Genomic DNA, 23,271 nt, shown 5'->3' with positions numbered 1-23,271 from the left:
GAACTGCTTGTTTAGCGGCTTTCATTGCCTTTATCGATCCAGCGAAGCGTAGGGTCACCGACGAAACCAAACCGTTACGGGTGCTCCTTGACGGAACCCGCGTGCAAAGCGAAGGTGCAGACCATCGACCCCGTGTGTCGATCCGGTGTTACCGAGGTGTCCCCATCGGGAGGATTGGTGTTCACTCTGCGTCGCGGCGTCGCTGTAGCCGCTGCCATGCTGCTGGCGCTCACCGCGACCGCGTGCGAGAGCTCGGACCAGGATCCCGACTCCGACCGCAGCAGCGACACCGCCAAGATCGCCCTGCTGCTCCCGGAATCCCAGACGACCCGGTACGAACAGTTCGACAAACCGCTGTTCGAGGCGAAGGTCAAGGCGCTCTGCGCCCGCTGCGACGTCGTGTACAGCAACGCCAACCAGCAGACCGACACGCAGCAGCAGCAGGCCGAGTCCGCGCTGAACGACGACGCCGAGGTGCTCGTCCTCGACCCGGTCGACGGGGCCGCGGCCGCCACCATCGTCCGCGCGGCGAAGGCCAAGAACGTCCCGGTCATCTCCTACGACCGGCTGGTCACCGGCGCCGACGTCGACTTCTACATCTCGTTCGACAACGAGAAGGTCGGCGCGCTGCAGGCCACCTCGCTCGTCGAGAAGCTCAAGGCCGACGGCACCACCAGCGGCAACGTCGTCATGATCAACGGCTCGCCGACCGACAACAACGCGCGGCTGTTCAACAAGGGCGCGAAGTCGGTGCTGAGCACGTCGGGCTTCCGGCTCCAGCCGGCCGGCGACTACTTCACGCCGGAGTGGAAGCCGGAGAACGCCCAGACGTTCATGGACGGCCAGATCTCCGCGCTGGGCAAGGACGGCTTCGTCGGCGTCTACGCCGCCAACGACGGCACCGCCGGTGGCGCGATCGCCGCGATGAAGGCCGCCGGTGTCAGCCCGCTCCCGCCGGTCACCGGCCAGGACGCCGAGCTCGCCGCGATCCAGCGGATCATCAACGGTGACCAGTACATGACCGTGTACAAGGCCATCCAGCCGGAGGCCGAGAAGGCCGCCGAGATGGCCGTGGCCCTGGTGCTGGGCCGCGACGTGGTCGGCGCCGACGCGAAGGTGAACAACGGCGTCAAGGACGTCCCCTCGGTGCTGCTGCCCCCGGTCGCGGTCACCAAGGACAACATCAAGCGCACGGTCGTCGCCGACCAGTTCTACACGGTGGCGCAGATCTGCACGCCCGACTACGCGACGGCCTGCAAAACGGCCGGCCTCCAGTGATGTAGTTGTTTTGTGAAGTTCCGGTGCGCGTTTCCGACCTCGAGATGCAGATGAGCAGGGCGTAGCTAGACTCGAAAACCTCGCCCCCCACACCCCGCAGCGCGAGGAGTTGCCGCCACCGTGACCGACCAGGCCCATGAGCTGTTGGCCAGCGTGTCCACTCCTGAGGACCTGCGGGCCCTGCCCGCGGAGGCCTTGCCGACGCTGGCCGCGGAGATCCGTGACTTCCTGGTGGCCAAGGTGTCACGCACCGGTGGGCACCTCGGCCCCAACCTCGGTGCGGTCGAGCTGACGATCGCGCTGCACCGCGTGTTCGATTCGCCGACGGACAAGATCCTGTTCGACACCGGGCACCAGGCGTACGTGCACAAGCTGCTCACCGGCCGGCAGGATTTCGAGAAGCTCCGCCAGCGCGGCGGCCTCTCCGGGTACCCCAGCCGCGCCGAGTCGCCGCACGACCTGATCGAGAACTCGCACGCCTCCACCGCGCTCTCCTACGCCGACGGCCTGGCCAAGGCGTTCGCGCTGCGTGAGGAGAAGCGGGCGGTCGTCGCGGTCGTCGGGGACGGCGCGCTTACCGGCGGGATGTGCTGGGAGGCGATAAACAACATCGCCGCCGGCAAGGACCGGCAGGTCGTGATCGTGGTCAACGACAACGGCCGCTCCTACGCGCCGACGATCGGCGGCCTGGCCAACCACCTCGCGACGCTGCGCCTCAACCCCGGGTACGAGCGGGTGCTCGACCTGGTGCGTGACTCGCTGTCACGTACCCCGCTGGTCGGCGCGCCGCTCTACGACGCGCTGCACGGCGTCAAGCGGGGCCTGAAGGACGCGATCAGCCCGCAGGGCATGTTCGAGGACCTCGGCCTCAAGTACGTCGGCCCGGTCGACGGGCACGACCTGGGCGCGCTGGAGTCGGCGCTGCGCCGGGCGAAGTCGTTCGGCGGCCCGGTGATCGTGCACACGGTCACCCGTAAGGGCTTCGGGTACGCGCCGGCCGAGGCCGACGAGGCCGACAACTTCCACGGCCCGGGCGCGTTCGACCCGGCCACCGGCAAGCCGCTCGCGGCCCCGGCGCTGAAGTGGACCAAGGTCTTCGCCGAGGAACTCGTCGAGGTGGCCGACGAGCGGCCCGACGTCGTCGGCATCACCGCGGCGATGGCCATCCCCACCGGCATCGACAAGCTGGCGGCCCGCTACCCCGAGCGCGCGTTCGACGTCGGTATCGCCGAGCAGCACGCGGTGACCTCCGCGGCCGGCCTGGCGATGGGCGGCATGCACCCGGTGGTGGCGGTCTACGCCACGTTCCTCAACCGCGCGTTCGACCAGACGCTGCTCGACGTCGCGATGCACGGCCTGCCGGTGACGTTCGTGCTCGACCGGGCCGGCATCACCGGGCCCGACGGGCCGAGCCACTACGGCATCTGGGACCTGTCGATCCTCGGTGTCGTGCCGGGCATCCGGGTGGCGGCTCCCCGTGACGCGGCGACCCTGCGCGAGGAGTTCCGCGAGGCCGTCGCGGTGTCCGACGGCCCGACCGTGGTGCGGTTCCCCACCGGTGCGGTGCCGGTGGACCTGCCCGCGGTGTCCCGCGTCGGCGGGGTCGACGTGCTCGTCGACGCCGGCCAGAAGCCCGATGTGCTGCTGGTGTCGGTCGGCGCGTTCGCCCACACGGCGGTCGAGGTCGCCACCCGCGCCGCCGAGCACGGCATCCGCGTCACCGTGGTCGACCCGCGCTGGGTGCGCCCGGTCGACGACGCGCTCGTGACGCTGGCCGGCGACGCGGCGCTCGTCGTGTCGCTGGAGGACGGCGTCCGCGCCGGCGGCGTCGGCACGGCGCTGGTCCAGGCCCTCTCCGACGCCGGCGTCTCGGTGCCGGTCCGCGACCTGGGCGTGCCCGCCGCCTGGCACCCGCACGGCTCGCGCTCGGAGATCCTCACCGACCTGGGGCTCACCGCGCAGGACATCGCCCGGCAGATCACCGAGTGGGTCGCCTCCCTGGCCGAGCAACCCACCGAGGGCTCGTTCACCAGCTGAGCGGGCCGCTAGAGGTCGATCACCGCCGATTGCTGATACGTCCGGAGCGTGATGGGGACGAACGGCAACTCGAGGCCGGCAGCCGTGCCGTCCTCGATGCGCTGTCGAAGCTCCTGCACGCTCCGGTCGAACACGGGAAGACGCCAGTGCCGTGGCGGAACCGCTTTGCGTGCGGTGGCCGCGGCCCGTTCGAGCTGCCGGAGGGCGGCCGGCGGCTCCTCGACGACCAGGACGCGAGCGAGATTGGCGCAGATCGCTGCGATGCGGCGGTGTTTGTGACCATATGCGGTCTCGGTATCGAGAAATGCCCGCAGGTGGGACTCCTTGGCTGCGGCGAGCTCTCCGATGTCCTGCTGGGCGATGCCGAGGTTCGTCCGGATGGCCGCGACGCGCGGATGGTGAGTTCCATAGGTATTCGCCGTTGTCGTCAAGGCCTGCTTCAGTAGCGCGTGTGCTCGCGCCGGGTCCTGGCCGAGAAGACCCACACCGAAGTGCACGCGGATCGTTGCGGTGCGAGGGTGCCCTGGCCCGTAAGCGGACTCTTCCTGCTCCAGCGCGTAGGTCAGGAGGCGTACCGCTTCGTCGTGCTCACCCAAGTCGCGGAGCACCACACCCAGGGCGGCGGACAGATCGGCGATACGGGTGGTGTTCCCTCTCGGATTGCGGTGGAGAATGTCCAACGCGGTCTCGAACGCGGTTCGTGCTCCGACGAGGTCGCCGGAGTCATGGAGCACGCCGCCGAGATTGGCGCGCGGCGCGACCGTTCGCGTGCTGTCCGGTCCGTAGTGCGCGTCCAGGGTGGTGAGGCACCGTTTGAGCTCGCGGCGGGCTCTGCGGACGTCGCCGATGTACTGCAACGCACCCGCGAGATCGTTGCGGTACATCGCCGGGTGGGGATCGTCAGCGCCGTAGGCCGCGATCGCGAGGTCGAGCGCACGCTGGTAGGCGTCGCGGGCCTCGAACATCCGCCCCCGGTCCTGCAGCACGCGGCCGAGATTGCTGACGATGCGGGCGCGTCGTGGATCGCTCGCGTTACCGCTGGCCGCGGCCACCGCATCAGCGCGCGTGAGCCGGTCGTAGGCTCCGTCCAGGTCGCCGTCGACCTGCAGTAGCCGCCCGATCTGGCTGACCAGAACGGCTACGCGCATGTCGTCCGGGCCGTACATCGTCTCGGCCGTGACGAACGCGGTCGCGTACTCCACCCGTGCGTCGGCATTGCGGCCCTGCTCCTGCAAGATCGCCGCGTACTCGGCCTTGATCTGCCACAGCGGCAGGTCGTCGTTGAGGTCGGCCCCCACGCTCAACGTGATCGCGCGCCGAATCAGGTCGTGTGCGTCGGCCAGTCGGAGCCGGTGATGCAGGTAGGTACCGGCGAACTCGCACAGGCGGACGACCGGTGCGGCGTCGATCTCCGGAGTGGCTCGATCGAGAACCGCCTGGACATGGGGCATGAGTTCGTCGTGTTGCCGGTCCGAACTAGATCGAACTTCGGCGGCGAGCCACGACACCAGCCCGTTGTGCAGAGCCCGGGCGGCCTCCGGATCGACTTCCTCGAGGTGATCCCGCACGACGAACTGCATCAGACGGTGGATCGACAGGTGACTGCTGTTGCCCTTGATCAGCGAGAAGCCGAGAAGTTGCGCGGTCGCCTCCACGTAGTCCGCGGTGCCGGCAAAAGCTGCGCCGAGCGATTCCGGCAGATGGTCGGCAACCCGCTGCAGAGCGGCCCGGGGGATCTGGTCGGGATTGAGCAGCGCAATCAGATAGAGCAGGTAACTGGCGGCGGGCGACCCGATCGTCTCGATCGCCATGCGCCAGGTGGTTTCAATGCTCAAGCGATAGTGCGTCGGCCGCGCCGTCTTGTCGGAGAAGAGGCGCGAACGGGCGCTCTCGAAGAGCGTGCGGTAGGTCGCGAGATCGACCTTCGCGAACTCGAGGTAGGAAGCGGCCTGATCCAACGCGAGCGGCAAGTCGCCGAGCAGGTGCGCCAACTGGTCGGCGTCCTCGATCGTCAACTCCGGCAAACGCTTCTGGAGCAGCAGCACCGACTCCGGCCGGTGCATGACGTCGAGACCCAGCGGCCGTGCCAAGCCGCTCCACGCAGTGTGCCGAGACGTGATGAGCGCTCTTCCGCGTCGCTCACGGGGGAGGTAGTCGCGTACCGCCTGCGGGTCGGGCGCGTTGTCGAGCACGATCAACCAGTCGCCGTACTGGTCGAGGCGATCGTAGACCTGGTTGCGGCGTTGGACGAGGTGGTCATTCGGGTCGTCGGCGACCGGTAGATCCGGCAGTTTCAGGCGGCGCGCCATCGCGTCGAGCTCGGCCGTGATCAGCTCGGGTCGTTCCGCCGGGACCCACCAGACCATCCGGTAGTCCATCCGGAACCGATAGCAGTACTCGGTCGCCAGGTGGGTCTTCCCGATGCCGCCCAGGCCGTGCACGGCCTGGATGACCATGGGCTCGTCGATTCCCCGAAGCGTGGAGTGGATCGCCGCCAGGGCATCCAGCCGGCCGGTGAAATGAGGATCCCGCCCAGCGATCGGACCGGCGAGCGTCGTCGGCGTGCCGGGAAACGGTGCCGCTCCGAGCCGCTCGCGCGGAAAGCGCGGCTCCTCGTCCGGCTTGACCCGTCCTGTCGTCAGGCCTTGGAGCAGCGTCTTACGCGCCTCGGCCGGGTCGTCGAGACCAGTCAAGCCGATGCGTATCTCACCCTCCAGCAAGGCTGGCATGCTGCACTTTTCCACCTGGACCAGGAGCAGGCGCCCGTCGCCTTCCGTCGCGCGGATGAATGCACCCGTCCACTCCTTGGTGCAGTATTTCGAGGCCACATAGGCGGGTGACACGACGGCAAGAGTGCAGTCGGCGATCTCGAGCGCCTCGTTCATCCGGCTGACGAAGTTCTCCGACGGCCGGAAATCCCAGGCTTGAATCACGACCGAATAATTGGCGCCCTCGAGTTGCCAAGCGATCCATTCCGCCCACTGCCGGTCCGCGGCGGTGTAGCTGATGAAGAAGTTCTTGCGGCCGTCAGAATCCGGTCGCGCGGAATCCGGCATGGTCCCCCCACTGCGCGGCGTGTCACTCGTGAACGCGCCGATACAGTATTTGCCGCATTCCCCACTCGGCGCTAGCGACCAATCGGCCCTCAGCTACGTCGCTCAAGTCGGCTTCGAGCCTATCCAGATCGACGGAGGAAAATATCTCTGTTATTGAGGTGTCGCGTCGCCAGGTGCTCAGGTTCAACAGGAACATGGTGCCGATGTCGCGTGCGGCGGGCCGGACCGTGACGAGTGCGCTCTCCAGACGTTCGGTCCGCGGCGGCGCGGACATGCGAGCCAGGGTGGAGCCGATCTCGAGCAACTGGTTGTTGCGACCCAGCAGGGTCGTGACCACCTGTTGGTAGAACGCCAACACCGGATGGTCGGTGCGTACGTACTCGACCTCATCGATCAGGAGGAGTCCGCCGTCGGCGAGCTGGCCCGCCCACCGCGTCAGCACGGCGTCCGGATCGGTCAGATGAGAGAGCAGAAATCGGCAATAGAGCAGGTCCGCCGGGCCGACAGGGAACGGGACGATCGTGACGTCGTGCTGGTGGAACACGAGACCCGGCCGACTTGTGTCTGCGGCGGCCGCGGCGAGGAATGACGGAGAACTGTCCAAGCCGACGGTGTTTGCCGCCCGCGTGCTCTCCGCCACGATTCGAGTGGTGTAACCGGGGCCGCTACCGAGGTCTACCGCCAAACCGATCGGACGATCGACAGCTCCAGTGATGAAATCGCGACTCGAATGCTCGAAAACCTGAGCAACCGTTCGCAGTCGCGTCGCCGCCAGATCGGTGTCACCGAATTTGTAGCTGGATCCGGAACCGGACGTGGTCGCTACCCGCTCGTTCACTGAGCCCCCCTTGCGCGGACACGATGTCCATCGCCAGGAATTATCGCGTCGGTGGGGGCAGGTCGGAACGCTCTCGTCAGGGCGCGGTGCGGGTCGCCCGGCGGAGGGCTAGTTCGGCGAAGGCGGCCGGCGGGCGGTCCCAGGGCCAGCTGTCGGCCCACTCGCGGCGCCCCACCTTGTGGGTGCGGGCGTTCTCGAGCACCTGGAGCGCACCGGGCGGCAGCGACGTGCCGTGGCGGTAGGCCAGCGCCACCGCGGCGGTCAGTGACACCGTGACGTGCGGTGCGCTGAGCAGGCCCACCAGCCGGGAGTCGATCTCGACGTTCCCGCCGTCGGTGCTGCGGGCCAGGTGGCCGAGGCTCAGGTTGGCCGACGAGCGGGCGAGCGCGTGCGCGTCGTCGGCCGGTACGGCGAGCAGCGACGGGACGATGCCCGGCGTCTCGGGGAACCAGACCAGCAGCTCGGCGGCGCCGGCGGCGACCGCGGGGTCGGGGTCGGAGAGCCAGTTCAGGTACCGGTAGCCGTGGCGGGCGCCGGCCTCGTAGGCGGCCTGGGCCCAGTACGCGGCGACCGCGTCGGTGGCGGCCAGCTGGGCCTCGTCGGGGCGCGTCTGTTCGTCGTAGAGCCAGGTGAGCACCGTGCGCTCGGTCTCCGACGTGACGCCCCGCGCCGCCGCGAACGCCGCGGCGGCCGAGAACGGCAGCTCGCCGTCCTCGCGGTCGCCGACCGACAGCGCGCGCAGCAGGCCGATCAGCACCGCGCGGTCGGGAGTGTCCCGCGCCTCCACCAGGCCGACGACGAACTGCACCACGTACCGCGTCGCCTGCCAGCGGGTGCCGTGGTGGTAGACGGTGCCGAGCAGCGCCGCGCAGGCGTTCTGCCGGACGTCCGGGTCGCTCGACCGCAACGATCGCAGGTGCCCCGGGACGTCCGTGGCGGCACCGTAGGCGTGGTGCAGCCGGTTCCACGGGACCGCATCGAGGCCCACGAGTGGTGTCGGGGTCGATGGGGGCGGTGGTGGGGGAGTCGACAGCATGCGCACCCGCGATCGATACCACACCGCGCCGACACCGCTTCACGCACGGTCGGCGACAGACGCTGTCCAACGTGGACGTATCGGGCATCGCGCGTGGTGCCCGGGAAAAGTCGTGATGCACCGTTTATCAATTGCCGCTTCGGCGGGTCCGGCTTACCGTGAATCCGGGGTGGCCAGCGGCGAACCGGTATCACCGGCCTCGTCCCGCGTGTAGGCGCTCCACCAACAGGTGCTGCACACACCCTCTCCCGGCACGGGTCCGCGGCCGAACCCCCGGTTCGGTGGTTCTGCGGGCTGCCCTCGTGGCGACGCCCCCACCACCGCGTCGGAGGCCGCGGATCCGTGTCCACAAAGACCGAAAGGAGGCGACGATGGCGAAGGTCACCGTGATGGAGTACGAGCGGGTCGTGACGTACCGGGACGGCGTGGCCGGTCCCGTGCTGGGGCCGGGACGGCACACCTACCGGCGTCGCCGCACCCAGCTGTTCCCGGTCGACCTGCGGCCGCGGCTGCTCACGGTCCCCGGCCAGGAGCTGCTGACCGCCGACGGCCTCACCGTGAAGGTGAGCGCGACGGTGCGGTGGCGGGTCGCCGAGCCGGCGACGTTCCACGCGGCCGCCGCCGACGCGCTGGAGATGCTCTACGCGGCCGTGCAGGCCGCGCTGCGCGACCGGGTGACCGGGCTGGCCCTCGGGGACGCCCTGCGCGATCGTGCGGCCCTCGGTGAGGGTCTGACGGCGACGGTGGCCACCGCGGTCGAGGCGCTCGGCGTCACGGTCGACGCGGTCGACGTCAAGGACCTCATGCTCGGAGCCGAGCTGCGTCGCGCGTACGCGGAGACCGCGCTCGCCACCGAGCGGGCCCGCGCCGAGCTCGAGCGGGCCCGGGGCGAGGCGGCGGCGCTGCGCGCGCTGGCCAACACCGCCCGGCTGCTCGAGGAGCACCCGGCGCTGCTCCACCTGCGCACGCTCCAGGCCGCCGACGCGCCCGGCACCACGGTGGTGCTCCGCGCGCCGGGTTCTGGCAGTGACGTGACTTAACGGCTTACCGTCGTGGCGGTACGGGACGACGGTGAGGGGCACGGACGTGCGGGTGCTGGTGATCGAGGACGAGCGCAATCTGGCCGACGCGGTGGCGCGCGGGCTGCGCCGCGAGGGAATGGCCGTCGACACCGCGTACAACGGCACCGACGGCCAGGAGATGGCCACCGTCACCCGCTACGACGTCGTCGTGCTCGACCGCGACCTGCCGGGCGTGCACGGCGACGTGATCTGCACGGAGCTGGCGGCCTCCGGCTCGCTCACCCGCGTGCTGATGCTCACCGCCAGCGGCACCGTGGCCGACCGCGTCGAGGGCCTCGGCATCGGCGCCGACGACTACCTGGCCAAGCCGTTCGCGTTCGAGGAGCTGGTGGCCCGGGTCCGCGCGTTGGGGCGGCGGGCCACGCCACCGGCGCCCCCGGTGCTGACCGTCGGCGACGTCGAGCTCGACCCGGCCCGCAGAGTGGTCAGCCGGGCCGGCCGCCCGGTCGACCTGACCCGCAAGGAGTTCGGCGTCCTCGAGGTGCTGCTCTCCGCGCGGGGCGCGGTCGTCTCCAGCGAGGAGCTGCTGGAACGCGTCTGGGACGCCAACGCCGACCCGTTCACCACGACCGTGCGGGTGACGATGATGACGCTGCGCAAGAAGCTGGGTGACCCGCCGCTGATCGAGACGGTGGTCGGAGCCGGTTACCGGGTGACACCGAGATGACCGTCTACGGCGGCAACGCCCCGGCGCGGCTGCGGCCGACGCTCCGGCCGACGCTGCGGCTCCGGCTCACGCTGCTCAACGGCGTCCTGCTCTTCGGCGCCGGGCTGCTGCTGCTCGTCCTCGCCTGGCTCCTGGTCCGCGACCAGTTGATCTCCACCGACCAGCTCGCGCCGGGCTCCAACGTCACGCTGGTGGACGCGGACGGCAGCACGCACACCGAGAGCGCCACCGCCTGGCAGGCGAGCATGGCGTCGACCACGACGACCGAGCTGCTCGTGAAGGGCTTCCTGGCACTGCTGGCGATCGGCGTGGCCGGCGTCGTCGGCGGTCACCTGCTGACCGGCCGGGCCCTGCGCCCGCTGCACCAGGTCACCGCCACCGCGCGGCGCCTGTCCACCGAGACGCTCGATCACCGGCTGCACCACACCGGCCCGGACGACGAGGTCAAGGAGCTGGCCGACACGTTCGACAGCATGCTCGACCGGTTGTCGGCCGCGTTCGGCAGCCAGAAGAGATTCGTCGCCAACGCCAGCCACGAGCTGCGCACACCGCTCGCGGTCATGCGTACCGAGATCGACGTGACGATGGCCGACCCCGACGCCACCGTCGACGACCTGCGCCGGATGGGCACGGTCGTGCGCGACGCGTCCAGCCGGGCGAACGAGCTGATCGAGGCGCTCCTGCTGCTGGCACGCACGGAGGCGCAGGCCGGGCGGCTGGCCAAGCAGGTCCCGGTCGACCTGGCGCGTGGCGTCCCGTCCACGCTGGCCGCCGTGAAGGCCGAGTCCGAGCGGCTGTCGTTGCAGGTCAGCACGGATTTCGCGCCCGCCGTCGTGATCGGCGACCCCAGCCTCCTGGAGCGCCTGGCCGGCAACCTGGTCGAGAACGCGGTGCGCTACAACGTCAGCCACGGCGTGTTGAACGTGCGCACGGGCGGCGACGGCAGGCAGGCGTGGCTGGTGGTCGCCAACGACGGGCCGGAACTGGACCAGCGTGAGGTGCCCGGCCTGTTCGAACCGTTCCGGCGCGGCGGGGTGGAACGCACCGGCACGCGCGGCGCCGGCCTGGGCCTGTCGATCGTGCGCGCGGTGGCCGGCGCGCACGGCGGCACCGTGCAGGCGGTCGCCCGGCCCGGCGGTGGCCTGGAGGTGACCGTGCTGATCCCGGCGGCGGACCCCGCGGTCGCGGCCGCGCTCACCGCTCCGGCCCGGGAGGCGGCCCCCGCACGCGTCCGCGGTGTCGCCCGGCCGCAACCCCACTAGGGCCTGTTTCACAGGCCAGCAGCCCACCGTGGCCGCGGCCCAGACGACGACCGGCCGCGTTGTCGGCCTTTCCGGATACAACAGCGGTATCCGGAAAGACCTCCGCCTTGCCGCTCGCCGCCTGGACCACGCCCACGGCGGCCTGAACCTGTGAAACAGGCCCTAGTCCCAACGGGTGGTCCAAATCCGAAAACGGCTGCATCGTCCACGAAAAACGGGGTGGATGGTGACCATGGCACGTGTCCGCCGTCGCGGCAGTTATCCTGTGCGAGTGGTGCTGCGGCCCCAGCGCGGCACTCCGGAGAACCGGGCCGATGCTTACGACCCCCGCGAGAGCGAGAGGAAACTCCACCCGCAATGACCATCGCCGTGTCGACCGTGCTCGTCCTGACGAGCTTGGCGCTGATTCTGCTGATCCTGCTCCACCGCGGTAAGGGTGGAGGCTTGTCCAGCATGTTCGGCGGCGGGGTCTCCTCGAACCTCTCCGGCTCCTCGATCGCGGAGAAGAACCTCGACCGGATCACGATCGCTACCGGCGTGATCTGGTTGGCGTGCATCATCACGCTCGGGTTGCTGCTGAAGTCGACCGCCGGCGCCTGAGTCCGGGCGGCGGTCGGTCCGTCGACAGCGGTCAACCCACCCCCACCCCCTCTGGGAAGGAACGGAGCGCTGTAACCGTGGCTGGTGGAAATGCCATCCGAGGTACCCGCGTCGGTGCGGGGCCGATGGGTGAGGCGGAGCGGGGGGAATCAGCGCCCCGTCGTCACATCCCCTTCTACTGCGCGAACGGGCACATGACCCGTGTGTCGTTCGCGGTCGAGGCGGCGGAGCCGGAGCACTGGGATTGTCCGCGCTGCGGGCTGCCCGCCGGGAAGAACCGGGAAGCTCCTCCGGCTGCTCCGCGCAACGAGCCGTACAAAACGCACCTGGCCTACGTGCGTGAACGGCGCAGCGACGCGGACGGCGAGGCGATCCTCGAAGAGGCCCTGGCCAAGGTCCGCGCGCGCCGCGGCGAGTAATTCGTTCGAGCCGGCCCCCGCCCGATGGGCGGGGGCCGGCTCGTTCACGACCGGCGGAGCCGGAGCTCCGCCGGCACGTTGACCGCGGCGGCTTCGTCGAGCAACCACAGCGTGCGGACGCCACCGCGCGCGCCCGCCGCGGGGATCTGCACGCGCCCGGCGCCGGCCAGCGCGAGCCCGACGGCCTCGGCCTTGCCCTCACCGGCGGCCAGCAGCCACACCTCGTCGGCGCTGGTGATCGTGCCGAACGTCAGCGAGACCCGGGTGGGCGGCGGTTTCGGGCAGTTGCGTACCGCGGTGACCAGGCCCTCGTCGTAGGCGGCCGGGGACTCCGGGAAGATCGACGCGACGTGACCCTCCGGCCCGACGCCCAGCATCAGCACGTCGAACCGGGGCAGGTCGGCCCCGGGCCGGGCGGCTTTCGCGAGCTCGTCCGCGTACTGCTCGGCCGCGCTCTCCGGTGACCCGCCGGTGTCGGCGGGCATCCGGTGCACCCGCGCCGGGTCCACCGGCACGTGGTCGAGCAGCGCCTCGTTGGCCTGCAGCTCGTTGCGCTCCGGGTCGCCGGGCGCGACGAACCGCTCGTCACCCCACCAGATGTCGAGGGCGGCCCAGTCGATCGCGTGCCGTGCCGGGCTCGCGTTCAGCGCCTTCAGCGTGCCGATGCCGACGCCGCCGCCGGTCAGCACGATCGACGCGCGCCCGCGGGCGTTCTGCGCGTCGACGATGCGCACCATGAGCCGCGCCGCCGCCGCGGCCGCCAGCACCTCGGCGTCGCGGTGGACGACGACGGAGAGTTCGCCGACGGTCATGCGGGATTGGCGGGGGCTGCGGTGGGCATCGGGTCCTTCCAGACGTGGGAGCGGAACGGCGAGCGGTGGTTGAGCCCGGTCAGGCCGGTAGCCGCGCCGAGCGCCTCGCCGTAGGGCTGGTCGGGGTCGAGCCGCTTGATCTCCTCGGCGAGCTGCTCACCGAGCGAGCGGCGGGCCAGCGGCTGGATCCGGTCGGGAACGCCGGTGCGGCGCAGCACCGCGTGGTTGCTGTCCTGCCGCGTCACCTGGATGCGGGTGCCGTCGTCGATCTCGATCGTGACCTCGCCGATGCCGCGTTTGGCGGTCTCCTGCAGGTCGACCGGCAGCCCCAGCCGGGCCTTCAACCAGCCGACGAGCAGCGTCGCGGTGACGTTCTTCGGCGCGGCGACCACGGTGACCGACTTCGGGCGGCCGGTGACCGTGTCGAACGCGCCCGCGAGCAGCGTCCGCCACGGCGTGGTGCGTGACCAGCCCAGGTCGGTGTCGCCGGGCGCGTAGTCCTCGGCCCGGGCGTGCAGGCAGTTCATCGGGTCGGCCGATTCGCGGGAGTCGGTGACCCGGCGGTCGGCGAACACGCCCAGCGGGTCGTAGGCGATCTTCTCCGGCGGCTCGCCGTGCCACCACGTCACGACCGGCACGTCCGGCGCGAGCAGCGGCAGCGTGACCGACTCGGCGTGCAGCGCGAGCCGGCCGTACATCCGCATCACGACGGCCTCACCGGGGCCGAGCCGCCCACCCACCGAGATCTCGGCGTCCAGGCGGGGCATCGGGGCGTCGATCTGGCGCCGCACGACGATCAGCAGGCGGCAGGGGTGCGCGGCGGCCGCGACGCTGGCGGCCTCCTCGGCGGCCGACACGTGCTTCTCGTTCGCCACGACGACGAGCGTCAGCGCCACGCCGCTCGCGACGAACCCGGCCGCACGCCGCGACTCGCCCAGCGCCCGCACCACGTCGGTGCCGGTGGTGTCCCAGAGTGTCGTCACGGTCGCCTCCAGTTCCGGCCTTCGCGCTCCAGCATCTCGTCCGCGGCCCGCGGGCCCCACTCGCCGGCCCGGTACTTGTGCGGTGTCGTGCCCTGCCAGAAGTCTTCCAGCGCGTCGATGACGACCCAGCTGGCCTCGACCTCGTCGGCGTTCGGGAACAGCGTCGAGTCCCCGACCAGCACGTCGAGGATCAGCCGCTCGTAGGCCTCGGGGGAGGACTCGGTGAACGCCTCGCCGTAGAGGAAGTCCATCGCGACGTCGCGGACCTCCATCGCCGAGCCGGGCACCTTCGAGCCGAACTTCAGCGTCATGCCCTCGTCCGGCTGGACCTTGATCACCAGCTGGTTGCGGCCCAGCGCCTCGGTGTCGGTGTTGGCGAACGGCAGGTGCGGCGCCTTCTTGAACAGCACCGCGATCTCGGTGACCCGGCGCGGCAGCCGCTTGCCGGCCCGGACGTAGAACGGCACCCCGGCCCAGCGCCGGGTGTGGATGCCCAGCTTGATCGCCGCGTACGTCTCGGTCGTCGAGTCGCCGGGGATGTCCTTCTCCTGCAGGTACCCGGGCACCCGCTGACCGGCCAGCCAGCCCTGTTCGTACTGGCCGCGGATCGCGTCGTGCTCCAGGTCGGCCGGGGGCTTGGTCGCGTGCAGCACCTTGAGCTTCTCGGTGCGGATCGCGTCGGCGGTGAAGCTCACCGGCTCCTCCATCGCGGCCAGCGCGAGCAGCTGCAGCAGGTGGTTCTGGATGACGTCGCGGGCCGTGCCGGTCTTGTCGTAGAACCCGGCGCGGGTGCCGATGCCGACGTCCTCGGCCATCGTGATCTGCACCGAGTCGACGTAGTGGGCGTTCCAGATCGGTTCGAACAGCTGGTTGGCGAAGCGCAGCGCCAGCAGGTTCTGAACCGTCTCCTTGCCCAGGTAGTGGTCGATGCGGAAGACGTTCTCCGGCGAGAAGACGTTGTCGACCAGGCGGTTGAGCTCCTTGGACGACTCCAGGTCGTGGCCGAACGGCTTCTCCACCACGACGCGACGCCAGCCGCCGTCGGTGGTGGTGTCGGCCATCTTCGTGCGCTCGATCTGGTTGAGCACGACCGGGAACAGCGATGGCGGGATCGACAGGTAGAAGGCGGCGTTGCCGAGGATGCCGTGCTCGTCGTGCAGTTCCTTGAGCGTGGCGTCCAGGTGGTCGAACGCGGCGTCGTCGTCGAAGGAACCCGCGACGAACTTGATGTTCTCGCTGAGGCGCTCCCAGGCGTCCTCACGCCACTGAGTGCGCGCGCCGCTCTTGGCCCACTCGCGGCAGACGTCCTCGAACTCGCCGTCGCCCCAGTCCCGCCGGGCGAAACCGAGGACGACGAAGCCGGGCGGCAGCAGGTCGCGGTTGGCGAGGTCGTAGATCGCCGGGATGAGCTTCTTGCGTGACAGGTCGCCGGTGACGCCGAAGATCACCAGCGCGCACGGTTCCGGCACCCGCGGGAGGCGCCGGTCGGCCGCATCACGCAGGGGGTTCGCCGCGCGGCCTCCGGGCGTGGCGGTGAGCTGCCCGGGCGGGATCGGGCTCGTCCCGGCGGGCTCCGCGGGCTCCGCGGCCGGAATGGTGTTCGTCGCGGGAGAGCCCTCGGCGGGCGTGCCGGGCGGCGGTGCCCCGGCGTCAGTGGTCTCGGGAGTCGTGGCGGACGCCTCTGGTGCGTCCGCGGCCGGTTGGGTCATCGCACCGCCTCGGGAAGGAGCTGAACCGGGCCGGCGGCCCGGTCGGCGAGGTGAAGCCGGACACCCGGGCGGCCGCCCGGATCCGGAAAGGTGCCGGCCGGAGCGGCCGGCGAGGGGGCGAGCGGAACGCCGACCCCGGCACGCGACGCGCGCGTGCCGGGGCCGGCGGTGGAACGTCTGAACTCAGGCATCTACCGCGGAGAGCTGCTTCTTCACCGAGTCGAGCAACTCGGTCCAGGACTGCTCGAACTTCTCGACGCCCTCCTTCTCCAGGAGGTTCACCACGTCGTCGTAGCTGATCCCGATGCCGGCCAGCGCGTCGAGCGTGGCCTGGGCCTCGGCGTAGTACGGCGTGATCGTGTCGCCGCGGACCACACCGTGGTCGTCGACGGCCTTGAGCGTGGCCTCGGGCATCGTGTTCACGGTGCCCGGGGCGACCAGCTCGACGACGTACTGGGTGTCGTCGTAGGCCGGGTCCTTCACGCCGGTGGAGGCCCACAGCGGACGCTGCGGCTTGGCGCCCGCGTCGGCCAGCGCCTTCCAGCGCGGGGTGGAGAAGACCTGCTCGTAGTCGCGGTAGGCCAGGCGCGCGTTCGCGATCGCGGCCTTGCCGCGCAGCGCCTTGGCCTCGTCCGAGCCGAGCTTGTCCAGGCGCTTGTCGATCTCGGAGTCGACGCGGGAGACGAAGAACGACGCGACCGAGGCGAGCTTGGTCAGGTCGTGGCCGTTCTCCTTGGCCTTCTCGACGCCGGCGACGAACGCCTCCATGACCTCGCCGTACCGCTCGAGGCTGAAGATCAGCGTGACGTTGACGCTGATGCCCTCGGCGAGCGCGGCGGTGATGGCCGGCAGGCCGGCCTTGGTGGCCGGGATCTTGATCAGCACGTTCGGCCGGTCGACCAGCCACCAGAGCGCCTTGGCCTCGGCGATCGTCGCCGTGGTGTCGTGCGCCAGGCGCGGGTCGACCTCGAGCGACACGCGGCCGTCGACGCCGTCGGTGGCGTCGTAGACCGGGCGCAGCAGGTCGGCGCCGTCGCGGATGTCGGTCGCGGTGACCATCCGGATGGCCTCATCGACCGAGACCTTCCGGGCCTTCAGGTCGGTGAGCGTCTCGGCGTAGGTGTCGATGTCCTCGAGCGCCTTGGCGAAGATCGTCGGGTTGCTGGTGACCCCGACGACGTGCTTCTCCTTGACCAGCTGAGCGAGGTTGCCGCTGTTCAGGCGCTGGCGGGAGATGTCGTCGAGCCACACTGCCACGCCGGCGGCGGACAGGTCGGCGAGTGCGTCGGACATGTGGACGTCCTTCCTTCAGTTACCGGTCGGGCTGCCGGTGATGGCCCCGACCCTGGTGAGGCTGGCGTGCGCGGCCGCGACGACGCGGTCGGGGGTGAAGCCGAACTGCTCGTACAGCACGGTGTAGGGCGCGCTGGCGCCGAAGTGCTCGATCGACACGGACTCGCCGCAGTCACCGATCAGGCCGCGCCACGACATCGCGATGCCGGCCTCGACGCTGACCCGGGCCTTGACGCCCCGCGGCACCACCGACTCGCGGTAGGACTCGTCCTGGGCCTCGAACCACTCCAGGCACGGCACCGAGACCAGCCGCGTCGGGGTGCCCTCGGCCTCCAGGCGCTTGCGCGCCTCGTCGGCGATCGACACCTCGGAACCGGTGGCCAGCAGGATCACGTGCGGGGTGCCGCCGCTCGCCTCGGCCAGCACGTAGGCGCCCTTCGCGGCGTTCTCCACCGGCGCGTACTCGCCGTTGGACCGGTCGAACGTCGGCAGGTTCTGCCGGGACAGCGCCAGCGCGGTCGGCCGGTCGGTGTGCTCCAGCGCCTGCTTCCACGCGATCACGGTCTCGTTGGCGTCCGCGGGGCGGACGACGTCGAGGCCGGGGATCGCCCGCAGCGCGGTGAGGTGCTCGACCGGCTGGTGCGTCGGGCCGTCCTCACCGAGGCCGATCGAGTCGTGCGTCCACACGTAGATGGTCGGGAGCTTCATCAGCGCCGCGAGCCGGACCGCCGGTCGCATGTAGTCGCTGAAGACCAGGAACGTGCCGCCGTAGGGGCGGGTGCCACCGTGCAGCGCGATGCCGTTGAGGATCGAGCCCATCGCGTGCTCGCGGATACCGAAGTGGAGCACCCGGCCGAACGGACCGCCGCTGAACATCTTGGTCTGGCGGTCGGGCGGCAGGAACGACGGCTCGCCCTTGGGCGTGGTGAGGTTGGACTCGGCCAGGTCGGCCGAACCGCCCCACAGCTCCGGCAGCGACGGCGCGATCGCGGTCAGCACGTCACCGGAGGCCTTGCGGGTGGCGACACCCTTGGCGTCGGCCGGGAACGACGGGAGCTTGTCGGCCCAGCCCTCGGGCAGCGTGCGGGTGGCCATCCGGTCGAACAGCGCCTTGCGCTCCGGGTTGGCCTCGGCCCACTTCGCGAACTCGGCGTCCCAGGCCTCGTGCCGCTCGCGGCCGCGGGCCACGACCTCGCGGGCCCGGCTCAGGGCGTCCTCGGGCACGTCGAAGGTCTTCGCCGGGTCGAAGCCCAGGATCTCCTTGGTGGCCTTGACCTCGTCCTCACCCAGCGCGGCACCGTGCGCCTTGCCGGTGCCCTGCAGCTTCGGCGCCGGGTAGCCGATGATCGTGCGCAGCTGGATGAACGACGGGCGGCTGGTCTCCGCCTTCGACGCCTGCAGCGCGTTCCAGAGGGCCTCGACGTCCTCGTGGTACTTCTCGCCGGCGGTCCAGTCGATCGTCTGGACGTGCCAGCCGTAGGCCTCGTAGCGGGCCGCGACGTCCTCGGTGAAGGCGATGTTGGTGTCGTCTTCGATCGAGATCTTGTTGTCGTCCCAGACCAGCGTCAGGTTGCCCAGCTGCTGGGTGCCGGCGATCGACGACGCCTCGCCGCTGATGCCCTCTTCCAGGTCACCGTCGGACGCGATCGCCCAGATGTGGTGGTCGAACGGGCTCTGGCCGGCCGGTGCGTCCGGGTCGAACAGGCCGCGCTCGCGGCGGGCGGCCATCGCCATGCCGACCGCGTTGCCGACACCCTGGCCCAGCGGGCCGGTGGTGGTCTCGACGCCCGGCGTGTGGCCGTGCTCCGGGTGACCCGGGGTCTGGCTGCCCCACTGGCGCAGCGACTTCAGGTCGTCCAGCGTCAGCGGGTAGCCCGACAGGAAGAGCTGGATGTAGAGCGTCAGGCTCGAGTGCCCGGCGCTGAGCACGAAACGATCCCGCCCGGTCCAGTTGGGGTCCGTCGGGTCGTGTTTGAGCACCTTGTTGAACAACAGGTAGGCCAGCGGGGCCAGGCTCATCGCGGTGCCCGGGTGGCCGTTGCCCGACTTCTGAACGGCGTCGGCGGCGAGAAGTCGAACCGTGTCGACCGCTTTGCCGTCCTGATCGTTCCAGTCCAGTACTGCGTCGTTCTCCGAGCTGCTCACAGGCTTGTCCCTCGTCCGATGTCCTTCTTCAGGACGGAATGCCGTTCCGGCCGGGGGAGTTCCGCGACCGGCTCCTCTGAAAACCCTACCCACCCAGTAAGTAACGACGCGTCTCTGGTTGGTGTCGTGTGAATGAAGGACCCGCGTTCGGCGCGTCCGACCCACCCACAGCGTGTAGACGATTCGACGCGGTCTACCATGACCCAGGCGCGACAGTGCCCGGCCAGTTGCCCGGTTTTCGGCGGCGCGCGGCTGGAACGATCGGAAGGTGGACGGTCTGCTGTGACCCCCCGCATCCAGGAGTCATCGTGACCCTCCAGCTCGAGCGGCCCACGCGGCTCCGTGGCCTCGCCGTCGTCCGGGCCTACGTGGCACTGACGAAGCCCCGCATCATCGAGACGCTGCTCGTCTCCACGGTGCCGACGATGCTCCTGGCCGAGCAGGGCATGCCCTCGCTCTGGCTGATCGTGGCGACCGTCCTCGGTGGCACCCTCGCCGCCGGCAGCGCCAACGCGCTCAACTGCTACATCGACCGCGACATCGATGAGAAGATGTCCCGGACGAAGCGCCGCCCGCTGGCCCAGCACACCGTCGAGCCGCGCAACGCGCTGATCTTCGGCATCCTGCTCGGCGTCGTCGCGGTCGGCTTCCTCTGGTGGCAGACCAACGCGCTCGCGGCCGGCCTCGCGCTCGCCGCGATCCTGTTCTACGTCCTCGTCTACACCGCCGTGCTCAAGCGGCGCACCAGCCAGAACATCGTCTGGGGCGGCGCGGCCGGCTGCATGCCGGTGCTGATCGGCTGGGCCGCGGTCACGAACTCGCTGGCCTGGGCGCCGCTGGTCCTGTTCGGCGTCATCTTCTTCTGGACGCCGCCGCACTACTGGCCGCTGGCGATGAAGTTCCGGGACGACTACGCGAAGGCCGGCGTGCCGATGCTGCCGGTGGTGGCCGCGCCCAAGGTCGTGACCGGACAGATCCTCGCGTATTCGTGGGCGATGGTGGCGTGCTCGCTGCTGCTCTGGCCGCTGGCCACCGGCTGGATCTACGGCGTCACCGCGCTCGTCGTCGGCGGGGTGTTCCTGCTCGAGGCTCATCGGCTCAACTCGCAGGTGCGACGCGAACTCAAGGTCAAGCCGATGCGGCTGTTCCACCTCTCGATCACGTACCTCACCGTCTTGTTCGTCGCCGTGGCCGTGGACGCACTGCTGTCGTAACGTGCACATTCGCTGTACCGGTCGGTAACATGCGTCCATGGCGGAGACCGTGGAAGAGACCACCACCCCCCAGCCCAAGATCGGGCCGATCGTGAAGCGCCTGAAGGGTTTCGCGGGCGCACACGGCGGGGCCACCGCGGTGGTGGAGTACCTCGGGCAGAAGGGCGCGCGCATCGTCCTGGTCGGGAGTGACGGACGCTGGGGCGACCAGGTCGTCGCCGGGGGTGTCGAGGCCGCGCGGACCGCGTGCGACGAGGCCGGCGTCCCGGTGAAGGACGAGTGGGAGCGCGACCTCGTCACCGGCATCAAGACCGGCTCGTACGAGTGGGACTACATGGGTGGCCATCAGACCCCACGCGGCGGCGGCACGCGCTGAGGGGCCGTCGTGGCCCGCTGGACCGCCGCCGACCTGCCCGACCTGACCGGCCGGGTGGCGATCGTCACCGGCGCCAACAGCGGCCTGGGCTACCGCACCGCGGAAGGGTTGGCCCGCGCCGGAGCGTCGGTCGTGCTCGCGGTCCGGCACGCCGGCCGCGGCGCCGAGGCGCTCGCCCGCCTGCGTGCGGCGGTGCCGGGCGCGTCGGCGCAGGTGCGCCCGCTCGACCTGGCCGACCTGGATTCGGTCCGCGCGTTCGCCGCGGCCACCTCCGATGACGTGGATCTGCTGATCAACAACGCCGGGATCATGCACGTGCCCAGCCGGCACACCACCGCTCAGGGCTTCGAGCTGCAGTTCGGCACCAACCACCTGGGTCATTTCGCGCTCACCGGCCTGCTGCTGCCCCGGCTGCGTAACCGTCCGGGCGCCCGGGTGGTGACCGTGAGCAGCGTTATGCACCGGTTCGGCCGGGCCGCCCAGCTCGACGATCCGCAGAGCGAGCGGTCGTACTCGGCGACCGGCGCGTACAGCTTCTCCAAGCTCGCGAACGCGTGGTTCACGCTCGAGCTCGACCGGCGGCTGCGTGCGGCCGGCGCGGCGGTGCTGAGCGTCGGCGCGCACCCCGGGTACACCGACACGAACCTGGTGACCACCGGGCCGGGTGCGGACGGAGCGACGCTCTGGACCCGCGTGTCGAGCGCGGCGACGAAGGTGCTGGGCCAGTCCGACCGGGTCGGAGCGCTGCCCACGCTGCGTGCGGCGGCCGATCCGGCGGTCCGGGGCGGCGAGTACTACGGGCCGTCCGGGCCGGGGGAGTACCGCGGCCACCCGGTGCGGGTGCGCTACACCGCGACCGGCTACGACGAGACGCACGCCCGGCGGCTCTGGGACCTCTCCGAGCGCGCCACCGGCGTCAGCGTTCCGTGACCGGCTGACCGTCGCCGAACACGCGGACACCCAGGAAGGTCAGCACGCCGGTGGCGACGAGCGTGACGCCGGCCCCGATGCCGGCGACCGTGCTGGTCTCACCGTCCGTGGCCAGTGCGACCACCGCGGCGACGACCGCGACGGCCGTGATCACCCAGCCCGCGGCCTCGAGCAGCCGCTGGGCGAAGACGCGGCCGAGCGGCACGAAGTGCAGCCCGACGATCAACGCGATCCAGGCCGCGATGTAGCCCTCGGCGACCTGGCCGAGCACGGCGGCGCCGGCGAAGATCAGCCCGAACTCCACCGCGACGATGATGTTGTAGCGCTTGCGGACCGCCGGGTCGGCCATCGGCGACGAGCCGGACGGGCTCCGCCGGGCGAGGACGACGCCGAGCACCACCACCGCCAGGCCGGCCACCGCCCCGGCGATCAGCACCGGTAACAGCCAGCCGGGCGCGCTGCTGGTGGCCCAGGCGAACCACATCGCGCCGAAGAATCCCTCGATGACCGCCGCGACACCGCGCCCCCGGCCACCTTGTTCAGGTCTGAGCTCCACTAGGCGACTGTAGGTCGCTCCCGCACCGTGAACAGCACCCGTACCGCGTAGACCCAGAGCACGGCCGCGCCGAGCACGTGCAGCGCGACCAGCAGCACCGGCAGGTGCGTGAAGTACTGCACGTACCCGATCAGCCCCTGGGCCAGCTCGACGACGAGCAGCGCGAGCACGGCGTTGCGGGCCACCGGCACCGCGCGGAACGCGAACACGCCGCCGATCGTCAGCCCGATCAGCAGGAACACCGCGTCGGCGTGGAGCTGGCTGACCAGGGCCGGGTCGAACCCGGTGCGCCCGGCGCCGCGGTCGCCGGAGTGCGGGCCGCTGCCGGTGACCACGGTGCCGATCACGATCGTGAGCCCGGCCGCGATCGGAATGGCCCGGGCCAGCCACCGCAGCGGCACCCCGACGCGCCACTCGCGCGGCCCGTCGCCCTCGCCGGTGCGGTGCCAGAACGCGTAGCCGGCGTAGATCAGCGCCATCGAGACCAGGAAGTGTGCGGACACCGTCCACGGGTTGAGCCCGGTGAGCACGGTGATGCCGCCGACCACCGCCTGGGCCACGATGCCGAAGAACTGGGCCAGCGACAGCCAGACCAGCGACCGGCGCCGCCGCCGCTGGAGCCAGACCAGGATGATCGCCGCGCCGACGATCGCCGAGAGCACGAACGTCAGCAGCCGGTTGCCGAACTCGATGTAGCCGTGGATGCCGTACTCGGGCGTGTTCGTGTAGCTGTCGTCGGTGCACTTGGGCCAGGTGGGGCAGCCCAGGCCGGACCCGGACAGCCGCACCGCCACCCCGGTGAGCACGATCACGATGTTGCCGACGATCGTGCCGAACGCGAGCCACCGTACGAGCTTCGGTGCGTTCCGGAGACGGTCGAACCGGCCGGGTTCCCGGGGCGGGGCCGTCGCGGGCTGCGCGGTCGCGGTGCTCATGGCGGGCATTCTATGGGCTGTAGACGTTCTCCCCGGGAACGGG

General features: G+C 70.7%; 20 protein-coding genes. 10 read left to right on the top strand and 10 right to left on the bottom strand.

Features of this window, described 5'->3' with window-relative positions; genetic code table 11:
• The first annotated feature begins 216 nt into the window (after positions 1 to 216).
• Together ABD437_RS26515 and dxs are read left to right on the top strand one after the other, a co-directional pair.
• On the top strand, positions 217 to 1,278 hold the full coding sequence (locus tag ABD437_RS26515; protein ID WP_425558249.1) for a sugar ABC transporter substrate-binding protein: 1,062 nt from the start codon (positions 217 to 219) through the stop codon (positions 1,276 to 1,278).
• 141 nt (positions 1,279 to 1,419) lie between these two features.
• Positions 1,420 to 3,315, top strand: coding sequence for a 1-deoxy-D-xylulose-5-phosphate synthase (gene dxs / locus ABD437_RS26510; RefSeq protein ID WP_425558248.1), 1,896 nt, complete (start codon positions 1,420 to 1,422; stop codon positions 3,313 to 3,315).
• A gap of 8 nt (positions 3,316 to 3,323) precedes the next feature.
• On the opposite strand, the gene ABD437_RS26505 is transcribed toward dxs, so the two are convergent.
• The 3 genes from ABD437_RS26505 to ABD437_RS26495 form a co-directional block, all read right to left on the bottom strand.
• Complete coding sequence (locus ABD437_RS26505) at positions 3,324 to 6,371, bottom strand: tetratricopeptide repeat protein (protein WP_344651636.1); 3,048 nt, start codon at positions 6,369 to 6,371, stop codon at positions 3,324 to 3,326.
• Between the two features lie 22 nt (positions 6,372 to 6,393).
• Positions 6,394 to 7,209, bottom strand: coding sequence for a class I SAM-dependent methyltransferase (locus ABD437_RS26500; protein WP_344651635.1), 816 nt, complete (start codon positions 7,207 to 7,209; stop codon positions 6,394 to 6,396).
• A 76-nt stretch (positions 7,210 to 7,285) separates the two neighbouring features.
• Complete coding sequence (locus ABD437_RS26495) at positions 7,286 to 8,197, bottom strand: hypothetical protein (protein ID WP_344651634.1); 912 nt, start codon at positions 8,195 to 8,197, stop codon at positions 7,286 to 7,288.
• A gap of 419 nt (positions 8,198 to 8,616) precedes the next feature.
• On the opposite strand from ABD437_RS26495, the gene ABD437_RS26490 reads away from it, so the two are divergent.
• The 5 genes from ABD437_RS26490 (at position 8,617) to ABD437_RS26470 (ending at position 12,275) form a co-directional block, all read left to right on the top strand.
• Entirely contained in the window at positions 8,617 to 9,285 is a 669-nt protein-coding gene (locus ABD437_RS26490) for a slipin family protein (RefSeq protein WP_344651633.1), read from the top strand.
• Positions 9,286 to 9,331: 46 nt separating this feature from the next.
• Positions 9,332 to 9,994 (top strand): response regulator, encoded by a 663-nt coding sequence (locus ABD437_RS26485; RefSeq protein ID WP_035856854.1) that lies wholly within the window; start codon positions 9,332 to 9,334, stop codon positions 9,992 to 9,994.
• Entirely contained in the window at positions 9,991 to 11,256 is a 1,266-nt protein-coding gene (locus ABD437_RS26480) for a HAMP domain-containing sensor histidine kinase (protein ID WP_344651632.1), read from the top strand. The genes ABD437_RS26485 and ABD437_RS26480 overlap by 4 nt, the downstream gene beginning before the upstream one ends.
• 357 nt (positions 11,257 to 11,613) lie before the next feature.
• Complete coding sequence (gene secG, locus ABD437_RS26475; protein ID WP_035856853.1) at positions 11,614 to 11,856, top strand: preprotein translocase subunit SecG; 243 nt, start codon at positions 11,614 to 11,616, stop codon at positions 11,854 to 11,856.
• A gap of 77 nt (positions 11,857 to 11,933) precedes the next feature.
• Complete coding sequence (locus ABD437_RS26470; protein ID WP_035856852.1) at positions 11,934 to 12,275, top strand: RNA polymerase-binding protein RbpA; 342 nt, start codon at positions 11,934 to 11,936, stop codon at positions 12,273 to 12,275.
• Between the two features lie 44 nt (positions 12,276 to 12,319).
• Here the strand turns inward: ABD437_RS26470 and pgl are convergent, their stop codons facing one another.
• The 5 genes from pgl to tkt all read right to left on the bottom strand — a co-directional run bounded on the left by pgl (position 12,320) and on the right by tkt (position 19,190).
• The gene (pgl, locus tag ABD437_RS26465; RefSeq protein WP_344651631.1) at positions 12,320 to 13,087 is read right to left on the bottom strand and encodes a 6-phosphogluconolactonase; all 768 of its coding nucleotides are present in this window, start codon (positions 13,085 to 13,087) and stop codon (positions 12,320 to 12,322) included.
• Positions 13,084 to 14,070: a glucose-6-phosphate dehydrogenase assembly protein OpcA gene (locus ABD437_RS26460; RefSeq protein WP_344651630.1), complete on the bottom strand. Its 987-nt coding sequence runs from the start codon at positions 14,068 to 14,070 to the stop codon at positions 13,084 to 13,086. The genes pgl and ABD437_RS26460 overlap by 4 nt, the downstream gene beginning before the upstream one ends.
• Positions 14,067 to 15,779 (bottom strand): glucose-6-phosphate dehydrogenase, encoded by a 1,713-nt coding sequence (gene zwf / locus ABD437_RS26455; RefSeq protein WP_344651629.1) that lies wholly within the window; start codon positions 15,777 to 15,779, stop codon positions 14,067 to 14,069. The genes ABD437_RS26460 and zwf overlap by 4 nt, the downstream gene beginning before the upstream one ends.
• Before the next feature lie 183 nt (positions 15,780 to 15,962).
• The gene (tal, locus tag ABD437_RS26450) at positions 15,963 to 17,072 is read right to left on the bottom strand and encodes a transaldolase (protein ID WP_344651628.1); all 1,110 of its coding nucleotides are present in this window, start codon (positions 17,070 to 17,072) and stop codon (positions 15,963 to 15,965) included.
• 15 nt (positions 17,073 to 17,087) lie between these two features.
• Positions 17,088 to 19,190, bottom strand: coding sequence for a transketolase (gene tkt, locus ABD437_RS26445; RefSeq protein ID WP_425558247.1), 2,103 nt, complete (start codon positions 19,188 to 19,190; stop codon positions 17,088 to 17,090).
• 332 nt (positions 19,191 to 19,522) lie between these two features.
• Here tkt and ABD437_RS26440 point away from each other — a divergent pair, with 332 nt between their 5' ends.
• From ABD437_RS26440 to ABD437_RS26430, 3 genes are read left to right on the top strand one after another with little or no spacing between them, the layout of a single operon-like run.
• A complete protein-coding gene (locus tag ABD437_RS26440; protein WP_425558246.1) occupies positions 19,523 to 20,431 on the top strand; it encodes a heme o synthase in 909 nt (302 codons plus the stop codon).
• A 37-nt stretch (positions 20,432 to 20,468) separates the two neighbouring features.
• Positions 20,469 to 20,807 carry a hypothetical protein gene (locus ABD437_RS26435; RefSeq protein WP_344651625.1) on the top strand — a complete coding sequence of 113 codons (339 nt, stop codon included), beginning with the start codon at positions 20,469 to 20,471 and terminating at the stop codon, positions 20,805 to 20,807.
• A gap of 9 nt (positions 20,808 to 20,816) precedes the next feature.
• Positions 20,817 to 21,737, top strand: a complete 921-nt coding sequence (locus ABD437_RS26430) for an oxidoreductase (protein ID WP_344651624.1) — start codon at positions 20,817 to 20,819, stop codon at positions 21,735 to 21,737.
• Here the strand turns inward: ABD437_RS26430 and ABD437_RS26425 are convergent.
• Together ABD437_RS26425 and ABD437_RS26420 are read right to left on the bottom strand one after the other, a co-directional pair.
• On the bottom strand, positions 21,724 to 22,293 hold the full coding sequence (locus ABD437_RS26425; protein ID WP_344651623.1) for a hypothetical protein: 570 nt from the start codon (positions 22,291 to 22,293) through the stop codon (positions 21,724 to 21,726). The two genes, ABD437_RS26430 and ABD437_RS26425, sit on opposite strands and share 14 nt — an antisense overlap.
• Positions 22,293 to 23,228, bottom strand: coding sequence for a COX15/CtaA family protein (locus ABD437_RS26420; RefSeq protein ID WP_344651622.1), 936 nt, complete (start codon positions 23,226 to 23,228; stop codon positions 22,293 to 22,295). Before ABD437_RS26420 ends, ABD437_RS26425 begins: the two co-directional genes overlap by 1 nt.
• Positions 23,229 to 23,271: the final 43 nt, after the last annotated feature.

The organism is Cryptosporangium japonicum, from assembly GCF_039524755.1.
In the GTDB taxonomy this organism is placed as follows: domain Bacteria; phylum Actinomycetota; class Actinomycetes; order Mycobacteriales; family Cryptosporangiaceae; genus Cryptosporangium; species Cryptosporangium japonicum.
The sequence above is the reverse complement of the archived record's forward strand: the minus strand, read 5'-3'. Positions and strand labels throughout refer to the sequence as shown.

Bases quoted from the DNA above. Each gene is read 5' to 3' on its own strand.
- ABD437_RS26480 (WP_344651632.1), top strand. From the start codon at position 9,991: ATGACCGTCTACGGCGGCAACGCCCCGGCGCGGCTGCGGCCGACGCTC.
- ABD437_RS26420 (WP_344651622.1), bottom strand. From the start codon at position 23,228: ATGAGCACCGCGACCGCGCAGCCCGCGACGGCCCCGCCCCGGGAACCC.
- ABD437_RS26490 (WP_344651633.1), top strand. From the start codon at position 8,617: ATGGCGAAGGTCACCGTGATGGAGTACGAGCGGGTCGTGACGTACCGG.
- pgl (WP_344651631.1), bottom strand. From the start codon at position 13,087: ATGACCGTCGGCGAACTCTCCGTCGTCGTCCACCGCGACGCCGAGGTG.
- ABD437_RS26435 (WP_344651625.1), top strand. From the start codon at position 20,469: ATGGCGGAGACCGTGGAAGAGACCACCACCCCCCAGCCCAAGATCGGG.
- ABD437_RS26505 (WP_344651636.1), bottom strand. From the start codon at position 6,371: ATGCCGGATTCCGCGCGACCGGATTCTGACGGCCGCAAGAACTTCTTC.
- tal (WP_344651628.1), bottom strand. From the start codon at position 17,072: ATGTCCGACGCACTCGCCGACCTGTCCGCCGCCGGCGTGGCAGTGTGG.
- secG (WP_035856853.1), top strand. From the start codon at position 11,614: ATGACCATCGCCGTGTCGACCGTGCTCGTCCTGACGAGCTTGGCGCTG.
- ABD437_RS26515 (WP_425558249.1), top strand. From the start codon at position 217: ATGCTGCTGGCGCTCACCGCGACCGCGTGCGAGAGCTCGGACCAGGAT.
- zwf (WP_344651629.1), bottom strand. From the start codon at position 15,779: ATGACCCAACCGGCCGCGGACGCACCAGAGGCGTCCGCCACGACTCCC.